The sequence below is a fragment of the Stenotrophomonas sp. CFBP8994 genome (assembly GCF_034044835.1).
Lineage (GTDB): Bacteria > Pseudomonadota > Gammaproteobacteria > Xanthomonadales > Xanthomonadaceae > Stenotrophomonas > Stenotrophomonas rhizophila_A.
Genome location: NZ_JAXCWT010000005.1, coordinates 169,441 through 188,022 on the forward strand (window position 1 = coordinate 169,441; position 18,582 = coordinate 188,022).

The following is an 18,582-nucleotide window of genomic DNA, read 5'->3' on the forward strand; positions in this document are numbered from 1 at the left end:
CAGGTGAAGTAGAACCCATGGCAGACAATCATTACGACGCAATCGTCGTCGGCTCCGGCATCAGTGGCGGCTGGGCGGCGAAGGAACTGACCGAGAAAGGCCTCAAGGTCCTCATGCTGGAACGCGGGCGCAATATCGAGCACGTGAAGGACTACGTCAATGCGATGAAGGAACCGTGGGACTTCCCACACCGCAACCGGCCCACCCAGGCGATGAAGGCCGCCTTTCCGGTACTGATGCGCGACTACGCGCTGGCCGAGAACCTCGAGGGAATGTGGGCCGACGAACAGGATTCGCCCTACATCGAGACCAAGCGCTTCGACTGGTTCCGTGGGTATCACGTCGGTGGTCGCTCGTTGATGTGGGGGCGGCAGAGCTATCGTTTGTCGGACCTGGATTTCCAGGCCAACCTCAAGGATGGCATCGCCACCGATTGGCCGATCCGTTATGCCGACATCGCGCCCTGGTACGACCACGTGGAGAAGTTCGCCGGCATCGCCGGTACGCGCGAAGGGCTGGACGTATTGCCGGACGGCGAATTCCTGCCGCCGGTTCCGTTGAACATCGTCGAAAAAGACGTGGCCGCGCGGATCAAGCAGGCCTTCGGTGGCACCCGGCACATGATCCATTCGCGCACCGCCAACATCACCCAGCCCAAGCCCGAGCAGGGACGCGTCAACTGCCAGTACCGCAACAAGTGCATCCTGGGCTGCCCGTTCGGCGCCTACTTCTCGACCCAGTCGGCCACGTTGCCTGCGGCCATGAAGACCGGCAACCTCACCCTGCGGCCGTTCTCGATCGTCAAGGAAGTGCTCTACGACAAGGACCGCAAGCGTGCACGTGGCGTGGAGGTGATCGATGCCGAGACCGGGCAGACCTACACGTACACGGCCAAGGTGATCTTCCTCAACGCTTCCTCCTTCAACTCGACCTGGCTGCTGATGAACTCGGCCACCGACGTGTGGGAAGGCGGGCTGGGCTCGTCGTCCGGCGAGCTGGGCCACAACGTGATGGACCATCATTTCGGCGCCGGTGCCTCCGGCCGGGTCGAAGGGTACGATGACAAGTACTACTTCGGCCGGCGCCCCTGTGGCTTCTACATTCCGCGTTTCCGCAACGTCGGCGGCGACAGCCGCGGCTACACGCGCGGCTTCGGCTACCAGGGCGGCGCCAGCCGCAACGGCTGGTCGCGCGAGATCGCCGAACTCAACATCGGCGCCGACCTGAAGGAGGCGTTGACCGTGCCGGGCGACTGGCGCATCGGCATGACCGGCTTCGGCGAAATGCTGCCGCACCACGACAACACGATCCGCCTCGACCCTGACCGCAAAGACAAGTGGGGGCTGCCGGTGTTGGCGATGGACGTGTCCATGCGCGCGAACGAGAAGGCCATGCGCAAGGACATGGCCGCCGATGCCGCCGAGATGCTGGAGGCCGCCGGGGTCAAGGACGTGGAGATGCACGACAACGACTACGCGCCGGGCAAGGGTATCCATGAAATGGGCACCGCACGCATGGGCCGTGACCGGAAGAACTCCGTGCTGAACCAGCACAACCAGGTCTGGGATGCGCCCAACGTGTACGTGACCGACGGTGCCTGCATGACCTCCAGCGCCTGCGTGAATCCCTCGCTGACCTACATGGCGCTGACCGCACGCGCGGCCGACCATGCGGTGCGCGAGCTGAAAGCGGGGAACCTGTAATGGAACGTCGCGACCTGTTGAAGATGATCGTCGCCGCCACGGGCGCAGCCCTGGTCGGCCTGCCCGCGCTCGCCAGTGGCCAGGCGCCGGTGGCGGGGGCGAAGACCGCCTTCTCCGCCGCCGATATCGGCACGCTGGACGAGATCGCAGAAACCATCCTACCGCGCACGAAGACGCCGGGGGCGAAGGACGCCGGTGCCGGTGCGTTCATGGCGCGGTTCGTCACCGACTGCTACACCGCCCAACAGCAGGCGGCATTCCATGCCGGCCTGGCTGACATCGACAAACGTGCCGGCGGACGCTTCGTGGCGCTCGCGCCGCAGGCCCGCACCGAGCTGCTGCGCACGCTGGATGCGCAGGCCCGGAAACGCGCCACCGAGGTGAGCGAGACCGGTACCGCCGAAGGCGGTGAAGCGACGCCGCACTACTTCACGATGATCAAGCAGCTGGCCATCTTCGGTTTCTTCACCTCGAAGGTGGGGGCAACCGAAACGCTGCAGTACGTCGCCGTGCCGGGTCGCTACGACGGCGACCTGGCCTATGTCCCCGGTACCCCCGCGTGGGGCACCAGCTGATGAGGAACCCGATGAGCAAGCCCCTGCTGATGGCCGTCTGCGTGCTGGCTGCAACGCCTGCATTCGCGCAGGCCGATGACCCCGCGCGCGATCCGACCAGGACCGAGGTGTGGAAGCCGGTGCCCGCGACCGTGGCCACCCCCATGAACGCCGCGCCGTCCGATGCGATCGTGCTGTTCAACGGCAAGGATGTCTCCGCGTGGGAGTCGGAGACGGACGGACCCGTGCCCTGGAGCGTTGCCAACGGCGCGCTGACCGTGGTGCCGGGCAGCAAGGGCATTCGCACCAGACAGGATTTCTGCGACATCCAGCTGCATGTCGAGTGGCGCGCGCCCACCGCGACCAAAGGCTTCGACGGCCAGCATCGCGGCAACAGCGGCATCTTCCTGCAGGAGCTGTATGAGCTGCAGGTGCTCGACAGTTACAACAACCCCACCTATGCCAACGGCCAGGCCGGCTCGCTCTACAAGCAGGCCATGCCGCTGGTGAACGCCTCGCGCAGGCCGGGCGAATGGCAGGCCTACGACATCATCTGGAAGGCACCGCGCTTCTCACCGGGCGGTGGGCTCACGTCACCGGCGCGCATCACCGTGCTGCACAACGGCGTGCTGGTACAGGACGACACCGTGCTGTCGGGCAAGACCGAGTACATCGGCGCGCCCTCGTATGCACCGCATGGGTGCGCGCCGCTGTACCTGCAGGAACACGATTCCAAGGTCAGCTACCGCAACATCTGGGTGCGGAAGCTGTAGTGGGAAGCTACTTCGCCAGGTAGCTGGCGAGGTTGCCGATGTCCTGTTCGGAGAGTTGGGAGAAGGGCGGCATCAAGCCGCCGCCCTTCTTGATCTTGTCCTTGATCTGAGCCGAGTCCAGCCGCTTGGCGACATCGGTGAGCGCGGGGAATGTCGGCGGAACGCCGGCCCGGTTCGCACCGTGGCAGGCAATGCAGTGCGTCGCGTAGAGCTGCGCGCCGGCGGCGGGATCGTCCTTGGACCACGCGGCAGTTGCAAACGTGGTTCCACACAGAACCACGGCCATTGTCAGGATCGTTTTCAAGCAGGGCTCCTTGGCTGGCTAGCGCTGTGCGCTGGCGGGCAGGCGGGCGGTGAGGTGTTGGCGCAGGTAGTCTGCGCCGGTCTTGATGACGGCGGCCGGATCACGCGGCTGGTCGTGTTCGACGATGTACCACTGCACCCCGGCAGCGGCGGCGGCAGGCAGGATCGCGTTCCAGTCCAGCACGCCCTGGCCGACGGCGGCAAAGCCGCCCTCGGCTTCGGCCTGGCCCTTGGGGGCATTGTCCTTGGCGTGCACCGCGAACACGTGGCCGCGGAACTTGCCCAGCATCACCACCGGGTCATGGCCGGCACGCGCCACCCAGGCCAAGTCCAGCTCGGTCTGCAGGTCGGGGCCGGCTGCGGCGAACAGCAGTTCCAGGCCGGTCTTGCCGCCGAAGTCGACCAGCTCGAAGTCATGGTTGTGGTAGGCCAGGTGCATGCCCTGGGCTTTCACCTGCGCCGCGATCCGGCCCAGTTCCTGGCCCAGGGCGGTCCAGCCGGCGGCATCGGTCGGCCGATCGTTCTTGTCGAGATACGGCACCACCAGCGTGGTGTTGCCGATCGCGCGGTTGAAGGCCACCACGCCAACCAGGTCCTTGCGCAGATCGGCCAGCTGCACGTGCGACGAAACCGCCTTGATCGAATAGCGGTCCAGCAGCTGCTTGAGTTCGGCGGCGCTGACGTTCTGGGTGCCGACCGTTTCCACCGCGCCCACGCCCGCGTCGTGCACGATCTTCAACTGCTGGTCGAGCGTGCCGGCGTTGCGCAGCGTGTACATCTGCACCGCGATGGGCTGCTGTGGACCGGCCGCGTCCCCGGCGAAGGCGGGCAGGGCGGCGAGCAGCAGCAATGCGAGGGTGGTGGTCCGGCGTGCAGCAGTCTTCATCAAGAAATCCTCGTGGAGTTCAACCGATGGCGGTCCAGGCGCGCGACCTGGCCGATGCAATGACGCGGTCGACGATCAGCGCCGAACGCAGGCCGTCCTCGAAGGTAGGCAGGCCCTGCGGCCGCTCGCCGTCGATGGCGTGATAGGTGTCGGCGACGAACGCCTCGAAGCACTGGGCGTAGCCCTGCGCGTGGCCAGGCGGCAGCACCGCCAGCCGGCGTTGCTCGGCACTGCCGGCGCCAGGTCCGCGCACGAAGGTTTCCTCGCGCTGGTCGGGCTGGCCAATCCACAGCCGCTCCGGGTCTTCCTGGTTGAATGCCACGCTGGCCGTGGCGCCGTCGATCTCGAACCAGAGCCGGTTGTGGCGCCCTGCCGAGACCTGGCTGACCGTCAACGAGGCGAGCGTACCTGCGCCGGTCTTGAACATCGCTGCGGCGACGTCCTCACTGGTTACCGCCTGCATCGCGCCGCCCGCCGCCGGCGTGGTGAAGCTCTGCCCGCCCACGGAACCCCGCTCGGCAACCACGGTGGCGAACGCGGCGCTGACATCAACGAAGCGCTCGCCGCTGACCCATTCCACCAGGTCGCACCAGTGCGAGCCGATGTCGGCGAACACGCGCGAGGCGCCGCCCAGCGCCGGGTCCACGCGCCAGTTGTTGCTGGCCGGGTCCAGCAGCCAGTCCTGCAGGTAGCTGCCGTGGATCAGGTGCAGCGGCCCCAGCTCGCCCTGCGCGATGCGTGCGCGCGCCTCGCGCACCACCGGGTGGTAGCGGTAGACGAACGGCACCGTGGCAACCAGCCCGGTCGAGGCAGCCAATGCCGCCAGGGCCTGGGCGTCTTCCAGCGTGGTGGCCAGCGGTTTCTCGCAGATCACGTGCTTGCCGGCTTCCAGTGCCGCCTGCGCCATGGCGCGGTGCAGGTGGTTGGGCGTGCACACGTGCACCACCTGGACCTGCGGATCGGCGACCACCTCTTCGATGTCACGATAGCCGCGCGGAACATTCCATGAGCGCGCCACTTCCTCCGCGCGTTGCGGCGACGAGGCGACCACGCCGCGGACCTCCGCGCCGGCAAGCAGCGCCGCGCGACGATGCACGGCGGCGATCATGCCGGTGCCCACAATGGCGATTCCAAGCTTGCGCATCGTGTCGGCTCCTCAGTGCGTGCTGGGCGCGGCAGCCAGCGCCGGCCGGTCGCGGAACAACAACAGGAAGGCGACCAGCACCACCAGCGCCACGCCGGCCGGGAACAGCCAGATCCGCTGCCAGTCCGGGCCCGCCGCCGTGGTGTAGTGCTCCACCACCGCGCCGGACAGGAACGTGCCGATCAACATGCCCACCCCGTAGGTGGCCAGGGTGATGAACCCCTGCGCGCTGCTGCGCGCGGCGGGGCCGGCATGTGCGTCGGTGTAGATCTGGCCGGTGACGAAGAAGAAGTCGTAGCAGATGCCGTGCAGCACGATGCCGATCACCAGCAGGGAGAAGCCGCCGCCGGCATCGCCGAAGGCGAACATTACGTAGCGCACCACCCACGCCGCCATGCCCACGGCCAGCATGGTCTTGACCCCCAGCCGAACGAACAGGAACGGCATGGCCAGCATCAGCAGCACTTCGGACACCTGGCCCAGCGATTGCAGGCCGGCCGCGCCGCGCACGCCCAGGTCGTTGAGATAGGGGTTGGTGAAGTTGTAGTAGAACGCCAGCGGAATGCAGATGGCGATGGAGGCCAGGAAGAACACCAGGTAGGAGCGCGACTTCAGCAGCCGCAGCGAATCCAGCCCCAGCACCTGGCCCAGCCCGGCGTCGCGCTGCTGCGCCAGCGGCGGCGTGTGCGGCAGGGTGAACGCATACAGGCCCAACGCCAGCGATGCCATCGCTGCCATGCGGAAGGTCAGTTCAAGCGTATGCGCCTGTTCCCAGCCGAGCCAGCCGATCAGCACGCCGGCCACGATCCAGCCGACGCTGCCGGCCACGCGCACGGGCGGGAACTGCTTCTCCGGCGACTGCATGTGCCGCATCGCCACGCTGTTGGCCAGCGCCAGCGTCGGCATGAACAGCAACATGTAGCCCATCACGCAGGCGAAGAACGTGTTGAAGTCCGTCGCCGTAGACGCCAGCCACATCAGCACCGCACCGGCCAGGTGCAGGACCCCGAGAATGCGCTGCGCCGCGAAGTAGCGGTCCGCGATCAGCCCGACCAGGAACGGCGCCACGATGGCGCCGATGGACTGGCTGAGGAAGGCCGTGGCCACCTGGCTGGCGCTGGCCTGGAGCGGGCCCTGCACCAGGTACGTGCCCAGGGTCACGAACCATGCGCCCCAGATGAAGAACTGCAGAAACATCATCGCGCCCAAGCGCGACATGGCGTGCCTCATGGCTTGCCCTCCCAGGCGGTAATGGCTCAGATACCCAGCATGCGGCGCAGCGATGCAGGATCCGCACCGCTGTCGGCAAAGTCGTCGAAGGAACGTTCGGTCACGCGGATGATGTGGTCGCGGATGATGGCGGCGCCCTCGCGCGCGCCGTCTTCCGGGTGCTTCAGGCAGCACTCCCACTCCAGCACCGCCCAGCCCGGGAAATCGTATTGCGCGAACTTGGAGAAGATCGCCTTGAAGTCGATCTGGCCGTCCCCGAGCGAACGGAACCGCCCCGGACGATCGATCCAGTCCTGGTAGCCGCCATACACGCCACTACTTGCACTGGCGCGGAACTCCGCGTCCTTGACGTGGAAGATGCCGATGCGCGGGTGATAGCGGTCGATGAAGCCCAGGTAATCGATGTGCTGCAGCAGCAGGTGGCTGGGGTCGTACAGCATCTTCGCGCGGGGATGGTGGTCCACCACGTCGAGGAAGCGCTCGAAGGTTGCGCCGTCGTGCAGGTCCTCGCCCGGGTGGATCTCGAAGCACAGGTCCACGCCGCAGGCGTCGAAGGCGTCGAGAATGGGGCGCCAGCGCCGGCCAAGTTCGGCGAAGGCTTCTTCCACCAGTCCTGGCGGGCGCTGCGGCCAGGGGTAGAAGTAGGGCCAGGCCAGCGCGCCGGAGAAGGTGGCATGCGCGGTCAGCCCCAGTCGCTCGCTGGCTTTGGCAGCCAGCAGCAGCTGCTCCACGGCCCAGGCCTGGCGGGCGGCCGGATCGCCGCGCTTGTCCGCTGGCGCGAAGCCGTCGAACAGGCCGTCGTAGGCGGGATGGACGGCTACCAGCTGCCCCTGCAGGTGAGTGGACAGCTCGGTGATCTGCACGCCATGCCCGGCCAGCATGCCGGCGATGTCGTCGCAGTACGCCTGGCTGCGGGCGGCCTCGGCCAGATCAAACAGGTGCGGCGCGCTGGTGGGGACCTGTACGCCAGAATAGCCAAGGCCTGCCGCCCACTGGGCCAGCGTGTCCAGCTGGTTGAAGGGCGGTGTGTCGCCGATGAACTGTGCCAGGAACAGCGCCGGACCCTTGAGCGTCTTCAACGTGATTCACCCTGATGCAATCGATTGCATTACCCTAGCAGGACGTTCCGCAAAACCTGTTGTGCACTGCACAGCGACAAGAAGAACCCAACACCCATGGCAACCATCTACGACATCGCAAAGCACGTCGGCGTTTCCGCAGGCACGGTGTCGCGGGCGCTTTCGCGGCCGGACAAAGTCCTGCCGGCCACGCGCACGCGCATCGAGCAGGCCGCTGCCGCGCTGGGCTATGTGCCCAACACGGTGGCCCGGACGCTCAAGACCCAGCGCAGCGGCAAGATCCTGGTGACCGTGCCGGACATCGCCAATCCGTTCTTCGCCCAGATCCTGCAGGGCGCGGAGGAAGCGGCGCAGGCGGTCGGGTATGCCGTGCTGCTCGGCGATACCCAGCATCGACCCGAGCGCGAAGAACGCTACGCGCAGATGCTCCGCCGCAATGAGGCCGACGGCATGATCGTGCTCGGCCATCGCCTGCCGCCGACCGCGCGCGCGATCGTGCAGCAGCAGGGCACCACCGCGCCGGTGGTCAATGGCTGCGAGTTCGACCCCGCACTTGGCATCCCCAGCGTGCACATCGATAACGCCGCCGCCGCGCGCGCGGTGATGGACCACCTGTACGGTCTGGGCCACGAGCGCATCGCCGTGGTCGGCGGGCCGCCCGACAATCCCCTGCACCAGCAACGTCTCGAAGGGGTGCGGGCCGGCAGCAAGGCGCGCGGTCGCCTGCGCCACCTGAGCGTGGTGCCGGGGGATTTCTCAGTGGAATCGGGTCATGCGGCGGCAATGGCGCTGTTGGCCGGCGCGACGGTGCCCACCGCGATCTTCTGCTTCAGCGACCAGATGGCGCTGGGGGTGCTGGCAGCCTGCCGGGACCTGGGCATCCGCGTGCCAGACGCGCTGTCCGTGGTCGGCTTCGACGACCTGGCATCGTCCAGCTACCTCACGCCCGCATTGACCACCGTCCGGCAGCCCATGCGGGAGATCGGCGAGCGCGCGGTCAACCTGCTCCTCGCCATCATCGAAGGCGTGGATGTACCGCTGCAGCAGACGCTTGAGTTCAGCCTGATGGTGCGGGGTTCCACTGCTGCCTATTGCAAGCAGGCAGTGCCTGGTTGCCCCACGCTGGGCTCGAAGGCCAGACCGACACGCTGATCATCTGTTTCACGGTAGACGATCGCTCTGCAACGGCTGCCCTCGTATTCCCTTGATCCGTAACGCGGCTCAGTAAGGATGCGCTTTTCCGCAGGCCAGCACGTGGTTGTAATCGCTGGACATGCATTGGTAGAAGGCGCGCTTGTTGCCGTCGGCCGCTTCGCAGTCGGCCGTGGTGAGCTGCGGCAGCAACGCACGCAATGGCGCGGCGGAGGCATTGAACTGTTCCGCCGCGAGGTAACCGCCGCGGACGTTCTTTTCGCCCACTTCCAGCATGGTTTCCACGCCGTACCGAGCGTTCTCGACGGCCTTGGCGCAGTTCAGTTCGTTCTCGCCCTCGCGGACCTGGAGCAGTTGCCGGGAAATCTGGTCCGCATCGGCCACCGCGCGGTCGCGGGCGCTGGGCGCGGCGGTCGTGTCGTCGGCGGCAGACACCACCGGGCTCAGCGCCAGCAGCAGGAGTATCGCCGCCGCGCGACCGGTCCAGCGGGTCGAAAGGTTGGGCATGCGGTGACTCCAGGGCGGGAACGCGCGATGATACCGCGCCCCTGTGCTGGGGTACCTCGTTCGCAGTTCCTCCTGCCAACCTCTGGAATCCACCATGATGCGATTCGTCTTGTGCGTGCTTTCGCTGTTTGCGTTCGTTGCCCCCCGTCGGGGCCCGGGATTTCGTTAAGAAGAGTGCCACGCAGTCGGTCGCTCTCCCGGAGCCCGACAAGGCGCAGCTGATCTTCCTGCGCCCGTCCTCGCTGTTCGGCGGCATGTATACCATGTTGAGTGAAGTGACCCCCGAGGGTGACCGTTTCATCTCGGCCATCGGTGGAAAAGACAAGGTGGTGTATTCCACGGCCCCCGGCAGGAAGATGTTCGTCTCCAACGATGGCATGCGCGTGCATTTCATGGACGCCGACCTGGAGGCCGGCCGGCGCTACTACGTACTGGTCCGTCCCGTGTATGGCAATGGCTACCAGTTGCGGCCGATCCGGCGTGATGGGGGCAGCGACTACAGCATGGACAACCCGGATTTCATCAACTGGGTCCGGCAGAGCCGGCGCGTGGAAGCATTGGGCAGCGAGCCGCCAATGCCGGCACGGGCCCTTCCGCAGCTGGCAAAGGCCCGTGAGCTGGGCTGGGCCAGCTGGCTGGCAAAGACCTCGGCCGAGCATGCCGAGCTGACCCTGGAGCGCGCCGACGCTGTTGATCGGTAGTGATGCGGCGGGTCATCGCCAGCCTGCCTTTGAACGGGTAGGCTGCGCGGGACAGATTCCAAGGGAGTGGAGCGTATGTGGCGACAGATGGCAGCGGTGCTGGTGGTGATGGGGCTGTTGACCGGGATCACCCATTTCTTCAGGATTTCCTTCGTCGCCAAGGCCTCGTTCTCCTTCGAGGCGGGAGATGTAACGGGGGTCATGGTCGGAGTGTGGGTAGCGCTGCTGGGTGGGCTCATCTCAAGGCGCTACCGATTCGCCCTTGCCGTAGCCGCCATGTACCTCCTGGTGTGCTGCATGGCGGTGTACTTCGTCAGCCGGTTCATGGACGACGGCTTTCTCGGCGCGTTCCTGTTGAACGGCTGGAACAGCGTGGCCTACGTTCTGGGCGGCATGCTGGGCGCCTGTGTCGGTGTGTTCATCGGTAGTGGCCGGCGACGCGCCCGTGAGCGCGTCCTGCCCGAAGCCTGAGCAAGGCAGAGTCCACTCAGCGCGCGCTGCCCGCCACTACGCCGCTGCTTTCGCTTTCCGTTGCGGCCAGTGCACGCCACCACGGCGTGCCGGCATGTGGCGCGGAAAGATCCAGGCGTTCGCCCATTTCCGGCGTGGACAGCGCGATGCCGCGCTGCGCGGCCAGCGCGCTGACCCGCTCGAACGGCTCTTCCCAGCGGTGCATCGCCAGGTCGAAGGTGCCGTTGTGGATGGGCACCAGCCACTTGCCGCGCAGGTCCTGGTGCGCCTGCACGGTCTGTTCCGGCTGCATGTGCACGAACGGCCACTTGGCGTCATACGCACCGGTTTCAACGAAGGCGACATCGAACGGCCCGTAACGTTCGCCGATGCGCTTGAAGCCGTTGAAGTAGCCGGTATCGCCACTGAAGAACACGCGCAGCTCATCGTCCACGATCACCCACGAGGCCCACAGCGTCCGGTTGCCATCGCGCAGCCCGCGGCCGGAGAAATGCTGGGCCGGGGTGGCGGCGAAACGCACGCCATCGATCTGGGTTTCTTCCCACCAGTCCAGCTGCACCACGCGGTCCTGCGGCACGCCCCAGTCGATCAGGCGGTCGCCCACGCCCAGCGGGGCCAGGAACACCTGTGCACGCGTTGCCAGGTACTTGATGGTGGCGCGGTCGAGGTGGTCGTAATGGTCATGCGAGAGCAGCACGCCACGGATCGGCGGCAGGTCCTGCAGCGCGATCGGCGGGGCGTGGAAACGCTTCGGGCCCATCCATTGCACGGGCGAGGCGCGCTCGGAGAACACCGGATCGGTCAGCCACCAGCCACCGCGCAGTTTGATCAGCAGGGTGGAGTGGCCCAGCCGGTACATGCTGCGGTCCGGCGCTTCGGCCAGCGCCTGCGCGGTAAGCGCGCGCACCGGCGGCGCCTTGGGCGGGGTGGTGCCCGGCGGGCGGTTGAACATGAACTCCCAGAACAGCTTGAGCGTGGCGCCGAAGGATTCCTTCGGTTTGGCGGACACGTTGGTGAACTGGTCATCGGCGCGTTGCGGCGAGGTGTCGTAAGAGGCGATAGGCACGGTAGAGGTCATCCCGATCAGAACGGTGAGGGCGAAGGCGACAGCGAGTACAGGCAGGATGCGCATGCGTCTCCTTGGTCTTGTGGATGAGTGCGCAGGCACTCATTCATTGGCGGCAAAAAATTCAACGTTGAATGCCCTTCCAGAACAGGTCGAAACCGGCCTGCTGCAGGGTGTCGCGTTGCCCGGGCTGGGCGGCCATGGCCTCCAGCGTGGTTTCCAGCAGGCTGATCAGCACCCGGCCCAGGTAGAACGGAATGCGCTCCGGGTCGATATGGCGGGCAAGGCTGGCTTCCAGGGTCTGCAGCGTGGTGCCGAACAGCCCCGCGCAGTGGGTGCGGGTGCAGTCGGTGATGCGTTCGGACACCTTCAACTGGCGCAGTGCCATGCGGTCGATCGGATGCGCCGCACCCCAGACCAGCAGCGCGTTCCATACATGGTGCAACTGTTCGCGGACCTCGGCATTCGCCGGGAAGGTGCCACCGACTGCCAGCGCCAGGCGCTCTTCAAGGCGCACGAACAGCGCATTGAGCAGCGCGTCCTTGGTTTCGAAGTAGGTGAACACCGTGCCCTCGGCGACCTTGGCCGCCTTGGCGATCTGCGCGGTGGACGCGCCCACGCCCTGTGCAGCCACCAGTTGGGCGGCAGCAGCCAGGATCGCATCGCGTTTCGCTTCGCTGAGGGGGCGGGCCATGACGGGCTATAAGTGAGTGACCACTCATTTATAGGGCGCGGGACGCGAGGATGCAAGGGGCTGCCGGTCAGGATGGGGCGGCCGTTCAGCTCGCCCCATCGCCGTGCTCGGCACGCTGCTGACTCGGCACGCGCGCGTTGAAATTGATGGGAGGGCGGTCTATAAGGCGGTCAGGCACCTGCATGGGCATCGACGTGGCGACCACCCGACGCAAAGCAGTCCCCGACCCATCCACCGGCACGCCGCGCCTGCTGGCCGGTGGCAATCCGCAGATTCCCAAAGGCGAGGGCGATGCCCCCGTGCAGGCGTGGATCGCGGCAATACCCGACTGGAAGCGCGAAGCGGCCCGGCAGCTCGATGCGCTGGTCGTGGCAGCGGTGCCGGGCGTGCGCAAGGCGGTTAAATGGAACTCGCCGCTGTATGCCGCCGGCGATGACGGCTGGTTCCTGAGCATGCATTGCTACGCGCGCTACATCAAAGTGGCGTTCTTTCGTGGCAAGGCGCTGGATCCGGTGCCGCCGGAGGCATCCAAAAGCCAGGACACGCGCTACCTGCACGTTGTCGAGGACGTTCCACTGGATGCGAAACAGTTCACCCGCTGGGTGAAGCAGGCCAGCCGGCTTCCCGGCGAACGGATGTAACAGATCCCCTTCCACCCAACGTTGATCAGGACCCGGTCATGCCCCGTGCCAGCACCCGCAGCAAGCCGATTGCCACCGCTACCACCACCGCTGCACCGGACGACGCCGCGCAGCAGATCGATGCAAAGATCGCCGCGCTGGACGACTGGCGCGGCAAAACCCTGGCGCAGCTGCGCAGCATCATCCGCAAGGCCGACCCTGACGTGGTGGAAACCGTGAAGTGGCGCGGGGTGCCGGTCTGGGAGCACGATGGCATCCTCTGTACCGGCGAAACCTACAAAGCCGCGGTGAAGATGACCTTCGCCCATGGGGCCAAACTGGACGATCCGAAGGGACTGTTCAATTCCAGCCTGGAGGGCAACACCCGCCGTGCCATCGACGTGCATGAAGGCGAGAAGATCAACGAGGCGGCGTTGAACGCCTTGATCCGGGCGGCGGTGGGCTTCAATACGGCCAAGGCAAAAGCGAAAAAATCCCCCTCTCGCTGAACCGCGCAACCCAGAATTCCACCCCCTCGCGGTGGCACCTGTCGTCAACATCGGCAAAGATGGTGCGCTGCACGATCGCCGCTGGCGCGCGCGCATCCCCCCGGAACCTGGAATTGCCTGTGCTGAGTGTTGTTGGAGTAGTGCTTGCGTTGTATGTGGTGTGGCGCTTGATCTGGCCGCTGCGCGTGCCGGTCTCGGTACGTGGCCCGCTTGGCCTGCTGGTGCTGGCGCTGGCGCTGCACCACCGGATCGTGGCGCGGTTTGCCGGCACGATGGCTTCGCCGGAGATTCCCAAGGCGGCCCTGGTGGTGCTGGCCAGCGGTTTCACCGCGCTGCTGCTGGTGGCGGTGTTCCTGCTGGTGCTGGACGTCCTGCTGCTGGGCGCGCGCCTGCTGAAGCTGCCGCGCGCTGCCGATGCCCTGCGCCGCAGCTGGTTGCGGCCAGCGGTGGGCGGACTGGCGCTGGTACTGGGCATCTGGGGCGTACAGCAGGGCATTGCCGTGCCGCAGACCCGCCAGATCGAGGTGACCATTGCCGGCCTTCCGCAAGCGTTTGATGGCTATCGCGTGCTGCAGCTCACCGACATCCACGCCAGCCGCCTGCTCACCGGCGACTGGGTGGCCAAGGTGGTGGCTGAAAGCAACGCGCTGAAGCCGGACCTGGTGGTGATCACCGGCGACCTGGTGGACGGCAGCGTCGCCGCCCGCGCCAACGATGTACGCGCGCTGGGCCAGCTCCACGCACCGGATGGGGTGATCGCGATCACCGGCAACCACGAGTATTACGGCCAGTATGCGCAGTGGATGCCGGCATTCCGCGCGCTGGGCATGCAGGTGCTGGAGAACAGCCACACCCGGGTCACGCGCGATGGCGCGGTGCTGACCATTGCCGGCGTCACCGACCCGGTCGCGGCCCGCTACGGCCTGCCGATGCCGGACCTGAAGGCAGCACTGGCGGGCGCCGATTCCGGGGCGCCGGTGATCCTGCTGGACCATCGCCCGGGGGAAGCGCGCGCCAACGCGGCGCAGGGCGTGCAGCTGCAGCTGTCCGGGCACACCCACGGTGGCCACATCGTCGGCATGGACCAGCTGGTGAAGCGGGCCAACGGCGGGTACGTCTCTGGACGCTACGACGTGGACGGCATGACCCTGTACGTCAGCAACGGCGCCGGCCTGTGGCCGGGCTTCGCCGCGCGCCTGGGCGTGCCCTCAGAAATCACGCTGGTGACGCTGCGCCGCAGGCCATAGCCCATAATCGCCGCCAACGAGGCCGTTCGGTTTCCGTCAACGAGGACGCACGCATGTTGGTTTTGTTGCTGGTAGCGGGGCTGCTGGTGGTGAACATGGCGGCCTCGCTGTACGTATGGGCAAAGGCGGACGCGCCTGCATCGCAACGGCGCCTGCAGCTGCTCGTCATTTGGCTGCTGCCGGTGGTGGGGGCGGTGCTGTGCGTCATGTTCGTGGGGATGGCACGCACCTCCGAGGGCCAGGGTCCCGACGCTCGCTGGCACGGTGATGGCGGCGGCACGCACACCGCCGATCCGGGCGGTTGGCGGCTTCATGCTGAAAGCCGCGACGCGGACATTGGCGATGGCGCGGGCGCTGATGGGGGAAGCGGGGACTGACAGCCCGCCGCCGCCGCCGCACCCGCGCCGGGGCGCTTACCTGGCCAATGCTGGCGGTGTTGGCACGGTTGCCTGGACAAGGTCCGGGGCCAGCGCGTGGGCTACGGCCATGCGCAGCATGGCGGGGCTGATGTGGCGGCGATGCACGTGGTCGATGGCCGCCATGTAGAGGCGACCGAAGCGGTTGTGGGTGCGCACCCGCGTGCCCAGTGCAATCACTGCCGCGCCGTCCGCCTGCAGCTGCACACGGACGCACGAACGGAAGCGAAGGTGGCGGTCGTCCGCACCCAGCAGCACTTCGGCGCTGCGGTCGGTTGCGTCCACGCGCTGTGCATGGACCGGGAAACGACCGGCAAAGAGCGTGCTGCGGTCGGTCGAAAGCAGCGAGGAGACCGGGCAACCCAAGGCCGAAGTGCGCAGATGAAGCGGCGCCACCAGTGCATTTCGCAGTGCCATCAAACGGCCCACGCTGGGCGGTGGATTGAGCACGAAGCCTTCCAGCAGCGCTTCCAGCACCACGCTGGCCGAACGGCTTGCCACGCTGTTCGCGGGCAGCACCAGCGTGTTGTAGTCCTGGTGGTCGACGCCGTCGGCGAGCGCCCCGTGCAGCAGCGAATCCGCCGGCGGGGCGGGCAGCGCCTGCACCGGATGCCGGGCAGCGCTGCGGCCGATGTAACCCTGCGCCGGGCGCAGCCGCGCCAGCCACGCGCGCAGTGGACCGACCAGATCGCGTGTGCGCGCGCACAGGCCGGCCAACGCCGAGCGGGCCGGCGACTGCAGCGACAGGCTCACCACCGGAACGCGCGACAGGTCGGCCTGGTCCAGCAACAGCTGCAGCGTCTGCGGCAGGGTATCGGTCAGGGACGGAATGTCGGCGCTGTCCGCATCGATCTGCGCGCGCTGCGCCTCGGTCAACGCCCCGCTGCGTTCGTTGGCATGGCAGGAGAGCGCGAACAGCGCCGGGTGGCGCGGGTGGCGCGACACGAACTGGTGCCAGGTGCCGCTGCCGAAGCGCACCGTGAACAGGCAATCAGGCGGGATGTCCACGCAGCGCAGCGCATGCAGGAACGCAGCCGGGTCGCGCTGCAGCTGGGCATCGGACGCGGTGGAAAAGCGCAGCTGCGCACCGCCGCTGCCGGCGATGGCGGTGAACATGCGGGGCCCGGCATGGCGGTGGAACGGATGCCCCTGGCGCCCGACCGAGAACGAGTACAGCGACGACGCATCGTCGTGGGCCAGGTGCATGCCGCCGAGCCGTGCGGAGGGCTCGTCCAGCGCATCCACGAAGGCCGGATGCGCTGCCTGGCGAAGCCCGGCATCACGCAGCAGCTGGTCGCCGGCACCGATCCCGAGCTGGGTGATCAAGGCCACTTCAACCGGGCTGCCATCCCCGTACGAAGGCAGGCTGATGCTGGGGAACGAACGACTCACGCGGTGGGTGTCCAGCATGCCGGTCTCCTGGTGGCAGGGCTCAGGTCGAAGGGGTGGGTTTGCGCTTGGCGCGTGCGCGGCTCTCGCGCTGCAGTGGGCCGCCAACCGGGCAGACTTCGGCGGCCCAGGCGAACAGGGTGTTGGCCAGGCGGTCGGGCACCTGGCGGAAATACACGAACTGGCCGCGCTTCTCGCGTTCGATCAGGCCGGCATCCTCCAGGATGCGCAGGTGGCTGGACAGCGCCGGCTTGCTGAAATCAAAGCGTTCGCCCAGTTCGCCCGCGGTGAGCTCGCCACCGTTGAGGTAGGCCAGGATCTGGCGGCGGGCGGTGGAGGCCAGGGCCTCGAAGATGCGGTCCATTCCTGTAGTTAATTAATTCGTTAACTAATCGTGCGCCGTGGCCCTGGGTCTGTCAAGTGCCGGGTGCCGCATCGCACCGTCACCACCGCGTAATACGCAGCGCTTACCTTGCGCCGCACTTCTGGGGTTGGGGCGGCACAGTGGCCGAGCAGGCAAGAGGGCGGCTGGCGCGGATGTTCGTGGAACACGCGCCGGTGCTTCGGGGGTTCTTCGTGCGCCGGGGGGCGCGACAGGATGCCGAAGACCTGGTGCAGGAGACGTACCTGCGTCTGCTGCGTGCGCATGCGGGGCCGGGCGAGTCCATCGCCAACCCCGAGGCGTATCTGTTCACCGTAGCGCTGAACCTGGCGCGTGAGCAGGCCAGCCGCAGGCGCTGGTCGACCCTGCCGATCGAGGACATCGAACAGCTGGGCCAGGGCCTGGCCAGCGGGGAATGCGTGGAAGATGCCGCCGAACGCGAACAACGCAGCCAGCGCCTGCAGGCGCTGCTGGCCACGCTGCCCGAACACACCCGCGCCGTGCTGGTGATGCAGTACCGCGACGGGCTGAGCTACAAGCAGATCGCCGAGCGCCTGGGTGTTTCCCCGCACATGGTGAAGAAGCACGTCGTGCGCGGGCTTGCCGTGTGCCGGCGTGCGATGGCCGACCGCGAGGTGCTGCGATGAGCGCACCGTCGCTGCACCCCTCCGCGCTGACCCAGGCCGCCGCGCACTGGCATGCGCTGCAACGCCAGGGCGATGTGACGCCCGCGCAGCAGCGCGCCTTCATGGACTGGCTGCTGGTCTCGCCCGAGCACCTGCGCGAGTACCTGGTGATCAGCGAAACCGCGGGCGCGCTGGGGGAGGCGCTGCGCGCGATGCCGATCGACCTGGACGCACTGCTGGCGGCGCCGGCAGCGCAGGGCACGGGCGATAACGTCGTGCAGTTGCCGGCGCGCGCGCCGCGTGCAGCCGCGCCCGCGCCGGCCCGACGTCGGTGGCTTCCCGGTATCGCTGCCGCAGCCGCGCTGCTGCTGGCGGTGGGTGTCGGCACGCCGCTGGCGTGGCCGCATACCACCCGCTATGTGGCCGCCCATGGCGCGCCGCGCCAGATCGAGCTGTCCGACCACAGCATGCTTCATCTCAATGCAGAGAGCGAAGTCTCGGTGCGGATGAGCCTGTTCGGTCGACGCGTTGAACTGGAGCGAGGCCAGGCCAGCTTCGTGGTCGCGCCGGACCGCCGGCCGTTCGCCGTGCATGCCGGCGGCCTGAAGGTGACCGACATCGGCACCACCTTTGATGTCTCGCTGCTGCGCGAGCAGGCGCGGATCGCGGTCAGCGAGGGCCGCGTACAGGTACACGGTGATGGCGGCCGCGGGCGCCTGCTGGCCGATCTGTCGGCGGGCAAGGTGGCCCAGGTGGACTATCGCGACCAGCGCGTGCAGCTGCGCGATGAGGACGCGGCCAGCATGATCGCGTGGTGGCAGGGCCGCATCGTGTTCCGCGACGAGCCCCTGCGCGAAGTGGCCGACCGCTTCAACCGCAGCAACACCCTGCGCCTGCGCGTGGGCGATGACGCCGGCGCGCTTCGCCTGACCGGCAACCTGCGCGCCGATGACCTGGGTTCGCTGCGTGCGTTCCTGGACCAGCAGCCGGCGCTGGTCATCCAGCAACGTGCCGATGGCATCCACGTACGCATGCGCGACGTGGCCGAAAGCGTTGTCAAAAAAAATTCATCGAATTAGCGGTGCCCGATCCACGCCTTGCCGCGTCGTAGTTGGGGAACGCCACCGCCA

The 18,582-nt window shown here is 67.3% G+C and carries 22 protein-coding genes; 12 read left to right on the forward strand and 10 right to left on the reverse strand.

The window, feature by feature from the left end:
- The first annotated feature begins 17 nt into the window (after nucleotides 1-17).
- Genes SOM39_RS15135 through SOM39_RS15145 form a run of 3 tightly spaced genes read left to right on the forward strand, consistent with a single transcriptional unit; the run spans nucleotide 18 to nucleotide 3,030 of the window.
- Nucleotides 18-1,703 carry a GMC oxidoreductase gene (locus tag SOM39_RS15135; protein ID WP_068849992.1) on the forward strand — a complete coding sequence of 562 codons (1,686 nt, stop codon included), beginning with the start codon at nucleotides 18-20 and terminating at the stop codon, nucleotides 1,701-1,703.
- Nucleotides 1,703-2,278 carry a gluconate 2-dehydrogenase subunit 3 family protein gene (locus SOM39_RS15140; RefSeq protein ID WP_320458801.1) on the forward strand — a complete coding sequence of 192 codons (576 nt, stop codon included), beginning with the start codon at nucleotides 1,703-1,705 and terminating at the stop codon, nucleotides 2,276-2,278. Before SOM39_RS15135 ends, SOM39_RS15140 begins: the two co-directional genes overlap by 1 nt.
- Nucleotides 2,279-2,289: 11 nt before the next feature.
- On the forward strand, nucleotides 2,290-3,030 hold the full coding sequence (locus SOM39_RS15145) for a DUF1080 domain-containing protein (RefSeq protein WP_320458802.1): 741 nt from the start codon (nucleotides 2,290-2,292) through the stop codon (nucleotides 3,028-3,030).
- Between the two features lie 7 nt (nucleotides 3,031-3,037).
- Here SOM39_RS15145 and SOM39_RS15150 read toward each other — a convergent pair whose 3' ends face one another.
- Genes SOM39_RS15150 through SOM39_RS15170 form a run of 5 tightly spaced genes read right to left on the reverse strand, consistent with a single transcriptional unit; the run spans nucleotide 3,038 to nucleotide 7,672 of the window.
- Nucleotides 3,038-3,334 (reverse strand): cytochrome c, encoded by a 297-nt coding sequence (locus tag SOM39_RS15150; protein WP_320458803.1) that lies wholly within the window; start codon nucleotides 3,332-3,334, stop codon nucleotides 3,038-3,040.
- 18 nt (nucleotides 3,335-3,352) lie between these two features.
- Entirely contained in the window at nucleotides 3,353-4,219 is an 867-nt protein-coding gene (locus SOM39_RS15155; protein ID WP_320458804.1) for a sugar phosphate isomerase/epimerase, read from the reverse strand.
- 19 nt (nucleotides 4,220-4,238) lie between these two features.
- Nucleotides 4,239-5,363, reverse strand: a complete 1,125-nt coding sequence (locus SOM39_RS15160; protein ID WP_320458805.1) for a Gfo/Idh/MocA family oxidoreductase — start codon at nucleotides 5,361-5,363, stop codon at nucleotides 4,239-4,241.
- Between the two features lie 12 nt (nucleotides 5,364-5,375).
- Nucleotides 5,376-6,593 (reverse strand): nucleoside permease, encoded by a 1,218-nt coding sequence (locus tag SOM39_RS15165; protein ID WP_068850006.1) that lies wholly within the window; start codon nucleotides 6,591-6,593, stop codon nucleotides 5,376-5,378.
- 26 nt (nucleotides 6,594-6,619) lie between these two features.
- Entirely contained in the window at nucleotides 6,620-7,672 is a 1,053-nt protein-coding gene (locus SOM39_RS15170; RefSeq protein ID WP_320458806.1) for a sugar phosphate isomerase/epimerase family protein, read from the reverse strand.
- Nucleotides 7,673-7,768: 96 nt separating this feature from the next.
- Between SOM39_RS15170 and SOM39_RS15175 the strand changes: the two genes are divergently transcribed.
- Complete coding sequence (locus tag SOM39_RS15175) at nucleotides 7,769-8,824, forward strand: LacI family DNA-binding transcriptional regulator (protein WP_095363434.1); 1,056 nt, start codon at nucleotides 7,769-7,771, stop codon at nucleotides 8,822-8,824.
- 69 nt (nucleotides 8,825-8,893) lie between these two features.
- On the opposite strand, the gene SOM39_RS15180 is transcribed toward SOM39_RS15175, so the two are convergent.
- Entirely contained in the window at nucleotides 8,894-9,331 is a 438-nt protein-coding gene (locus SOM39_RS15180) for a hypothetical protein (RefSeq protein ID WP_320458807.1), read from the reverse strand.
- A gap of 137 nt (nucleotides 9,332-9,468) precedes the next feature.
- Here SOM39_RS15180 and SOM39_RS15185 point away from each other — a divergent pair, with 137 nt between their 5' ends.
- On the forward strand, nucleotides 9,469-10,032 hold the full coding sequence (locus SOM39_RS15185) for a hypothetical protein (protein WP_320458808.1): 564 nt from the start codon (nucleotides 9,469-9,471) through the stop codon (nucleotides 10,030-10,032).
- Nucleotides 10,033-10,119: 87 nt separating this feature from the next.
- Nucleotides 10,120-10,503 carry a hypothetical protein gene (locus SOM39_RS15190; protein ID WP_320458809.1) on the forward strand — a complete coding sequence of 128 codons (384 nt, stop codon included), beginning with the start codon at nucleotides 10,120-10,122 and terminating at the stop codon, nucleotides 10,501-10,503.
- 16 nt (nucleotides 10,504-10,519) lie between these two features.
- Here SOM39_RS15190 and SOM39_RS15195 read toward each other — a convergent pair whose 3' ends face one another.
- Both SOM39_RS15195 and SOM39_RS15200 read right to left on the reverse strand, forming a co-directional pair.
- Entirely contained in the window at nucleotides 10,520-11,635 is a 1,116-nt protein-coding gene (locus SOM39_RS15195) for an MBL fold metallo-hydrolase (protein ID WP_320458810.1), read from the reverse strand.
- A 58-nt stretch (nucleotides 11,636-11,693) separates the two neighbouring features.
- A complete protein-coding gene (locus SOM39_RS15200) occupies nucleotides 11,694-12,263 on the reverse strand; it encodes a TetR/AcrR family transcriptional regulator (protein WP_320458811.1) in 570 nt (189 codons plus the stop codon).
- A 182-nt stretch (nucleotides 12,264-12,445) separates the two neighbouring features.
- Here SOM39_RS15200 and SOM39_RS15205 point away from each other — a divergent pair, with 182 nt between their 5' ends.
- From SOM39_RS15205 to SOM39_RS15220, 4 genes are all read left to right on the forward strand, one after another.
- Complete coding sequence (locus tag SOM39_RS15205) at nucleotides 12,446-12,904, forward strand: DUF1801 domain-containing protein (protein WP_217536748.1); 459 nt, start codon at nucleotides 12,446-12,448, stop codon at nucleotides 12,902-12,904.
- A gap of 38 nt (nucleotides 12,905-12,942) precedes the next feature.
- Nucleotides 12,943-13,392: a DUF1801 domain-containing protein gene (locus tag SOM39_RS15210; protein ID WP_320458812.1), complete on the forward strand. Its 450-nt coding sequence runs from the start codon at nucleotides 12,943-12,945 to the stop codon at nucleotides 13,390-13,392.
- Nucleotides 13,393-13,511: 119 nt separating this feature from the next.
- Nucleotides 13,512-14,639 (forward strand): metallophosphoesterase, encoded by a 1,128-nt coding sequence (locus SOM39_RS15215; protein WP_249833902.1) that lies wholly within the window; start codon nucleotides 13,512-13,514, stop codon nucleotides 14,637-14,639.
- A 53-nt stretch (nucleotides 14,640-14,692) separates the two neighbouring features.
- A complete protein-coding gene (locus SOM39_RS15220) occupies nucleotides 14,693-15,016 on the forward strand; it encodes a hypothetical protein (RefSeq protein WP_320458813.1) in 324 nt (107 codons plus the stop codon).
- 36 nt (nucleotides 15,017-15,052) lie between these two features.
- Here SOM39_RS15220 and SOM39_RS15225 read toward each other — a convergent pair whose 3' ends face one another.
- Nucleotides 15,053-16,465 (reverse strand): DUF2867 domain-containing protein, encoded by a 1,413-nt coding sequence (locus tag SOM39_RS15225; RefSeq protein ID WP_320458814.1) that lies wholly within the window; start codon nucleotides 16,463-16,465, stop codon nucleotides 15,053-15,055.
- A 22-nt stretch (nucleotides 16,466-16,487) separates the two neighbouring features.
- Nucleotides 16,488-16,808, reverse strand: coding sequence for a metalloregulator ArsR/SmtB family transcription factor (locus SOM39_RS15230; RefSeq protein ID WP_093533216.1), 321 nt, complete (start codon nucleotides 16,806-16,808; stop codon nucleotides 16,488-16,490).
- A 173-nt stretch (nucleotides 16,809-16,981) separates the two neighbouring features.
- Between SOM39_RS15230 and SOM39_RS15235 the strand changes: the two genes are divergently transcribed.
- Together SOM39_RS15235 and SOM39_RS15240 are read left to right on the forward strand one after the other, a co-directional pair.
- On the forward strand, nucleotides 16,982-17,473 hold the full coding sequence (locus SOM39_RS15235) for an RNA polymerase sigma factor (protein WP_068850044.1): 492 nt from the start codon (nucleotides 16,982-16,984) through the stop codon (nucleotides 17,471-17,473).
- Nucleotides 17,470-18,531: a FecR family protein gene (locus tag SOM39_RS15240; RefSeq protein WP_320458815.1), complete on the forward strand. Its 1,062-nt coding sequence runs from the start codon at nucleotides 17,470-17,472 to the stop codon at nucleotides 18,529-18,531. Before SOM39_RS15235 ends, SOM39_RS15240 begins: the two co-directional genes overlap by 4 nt.
- Nucleotides 18,532-18,582: the final 51 nt, after the last annotated feature.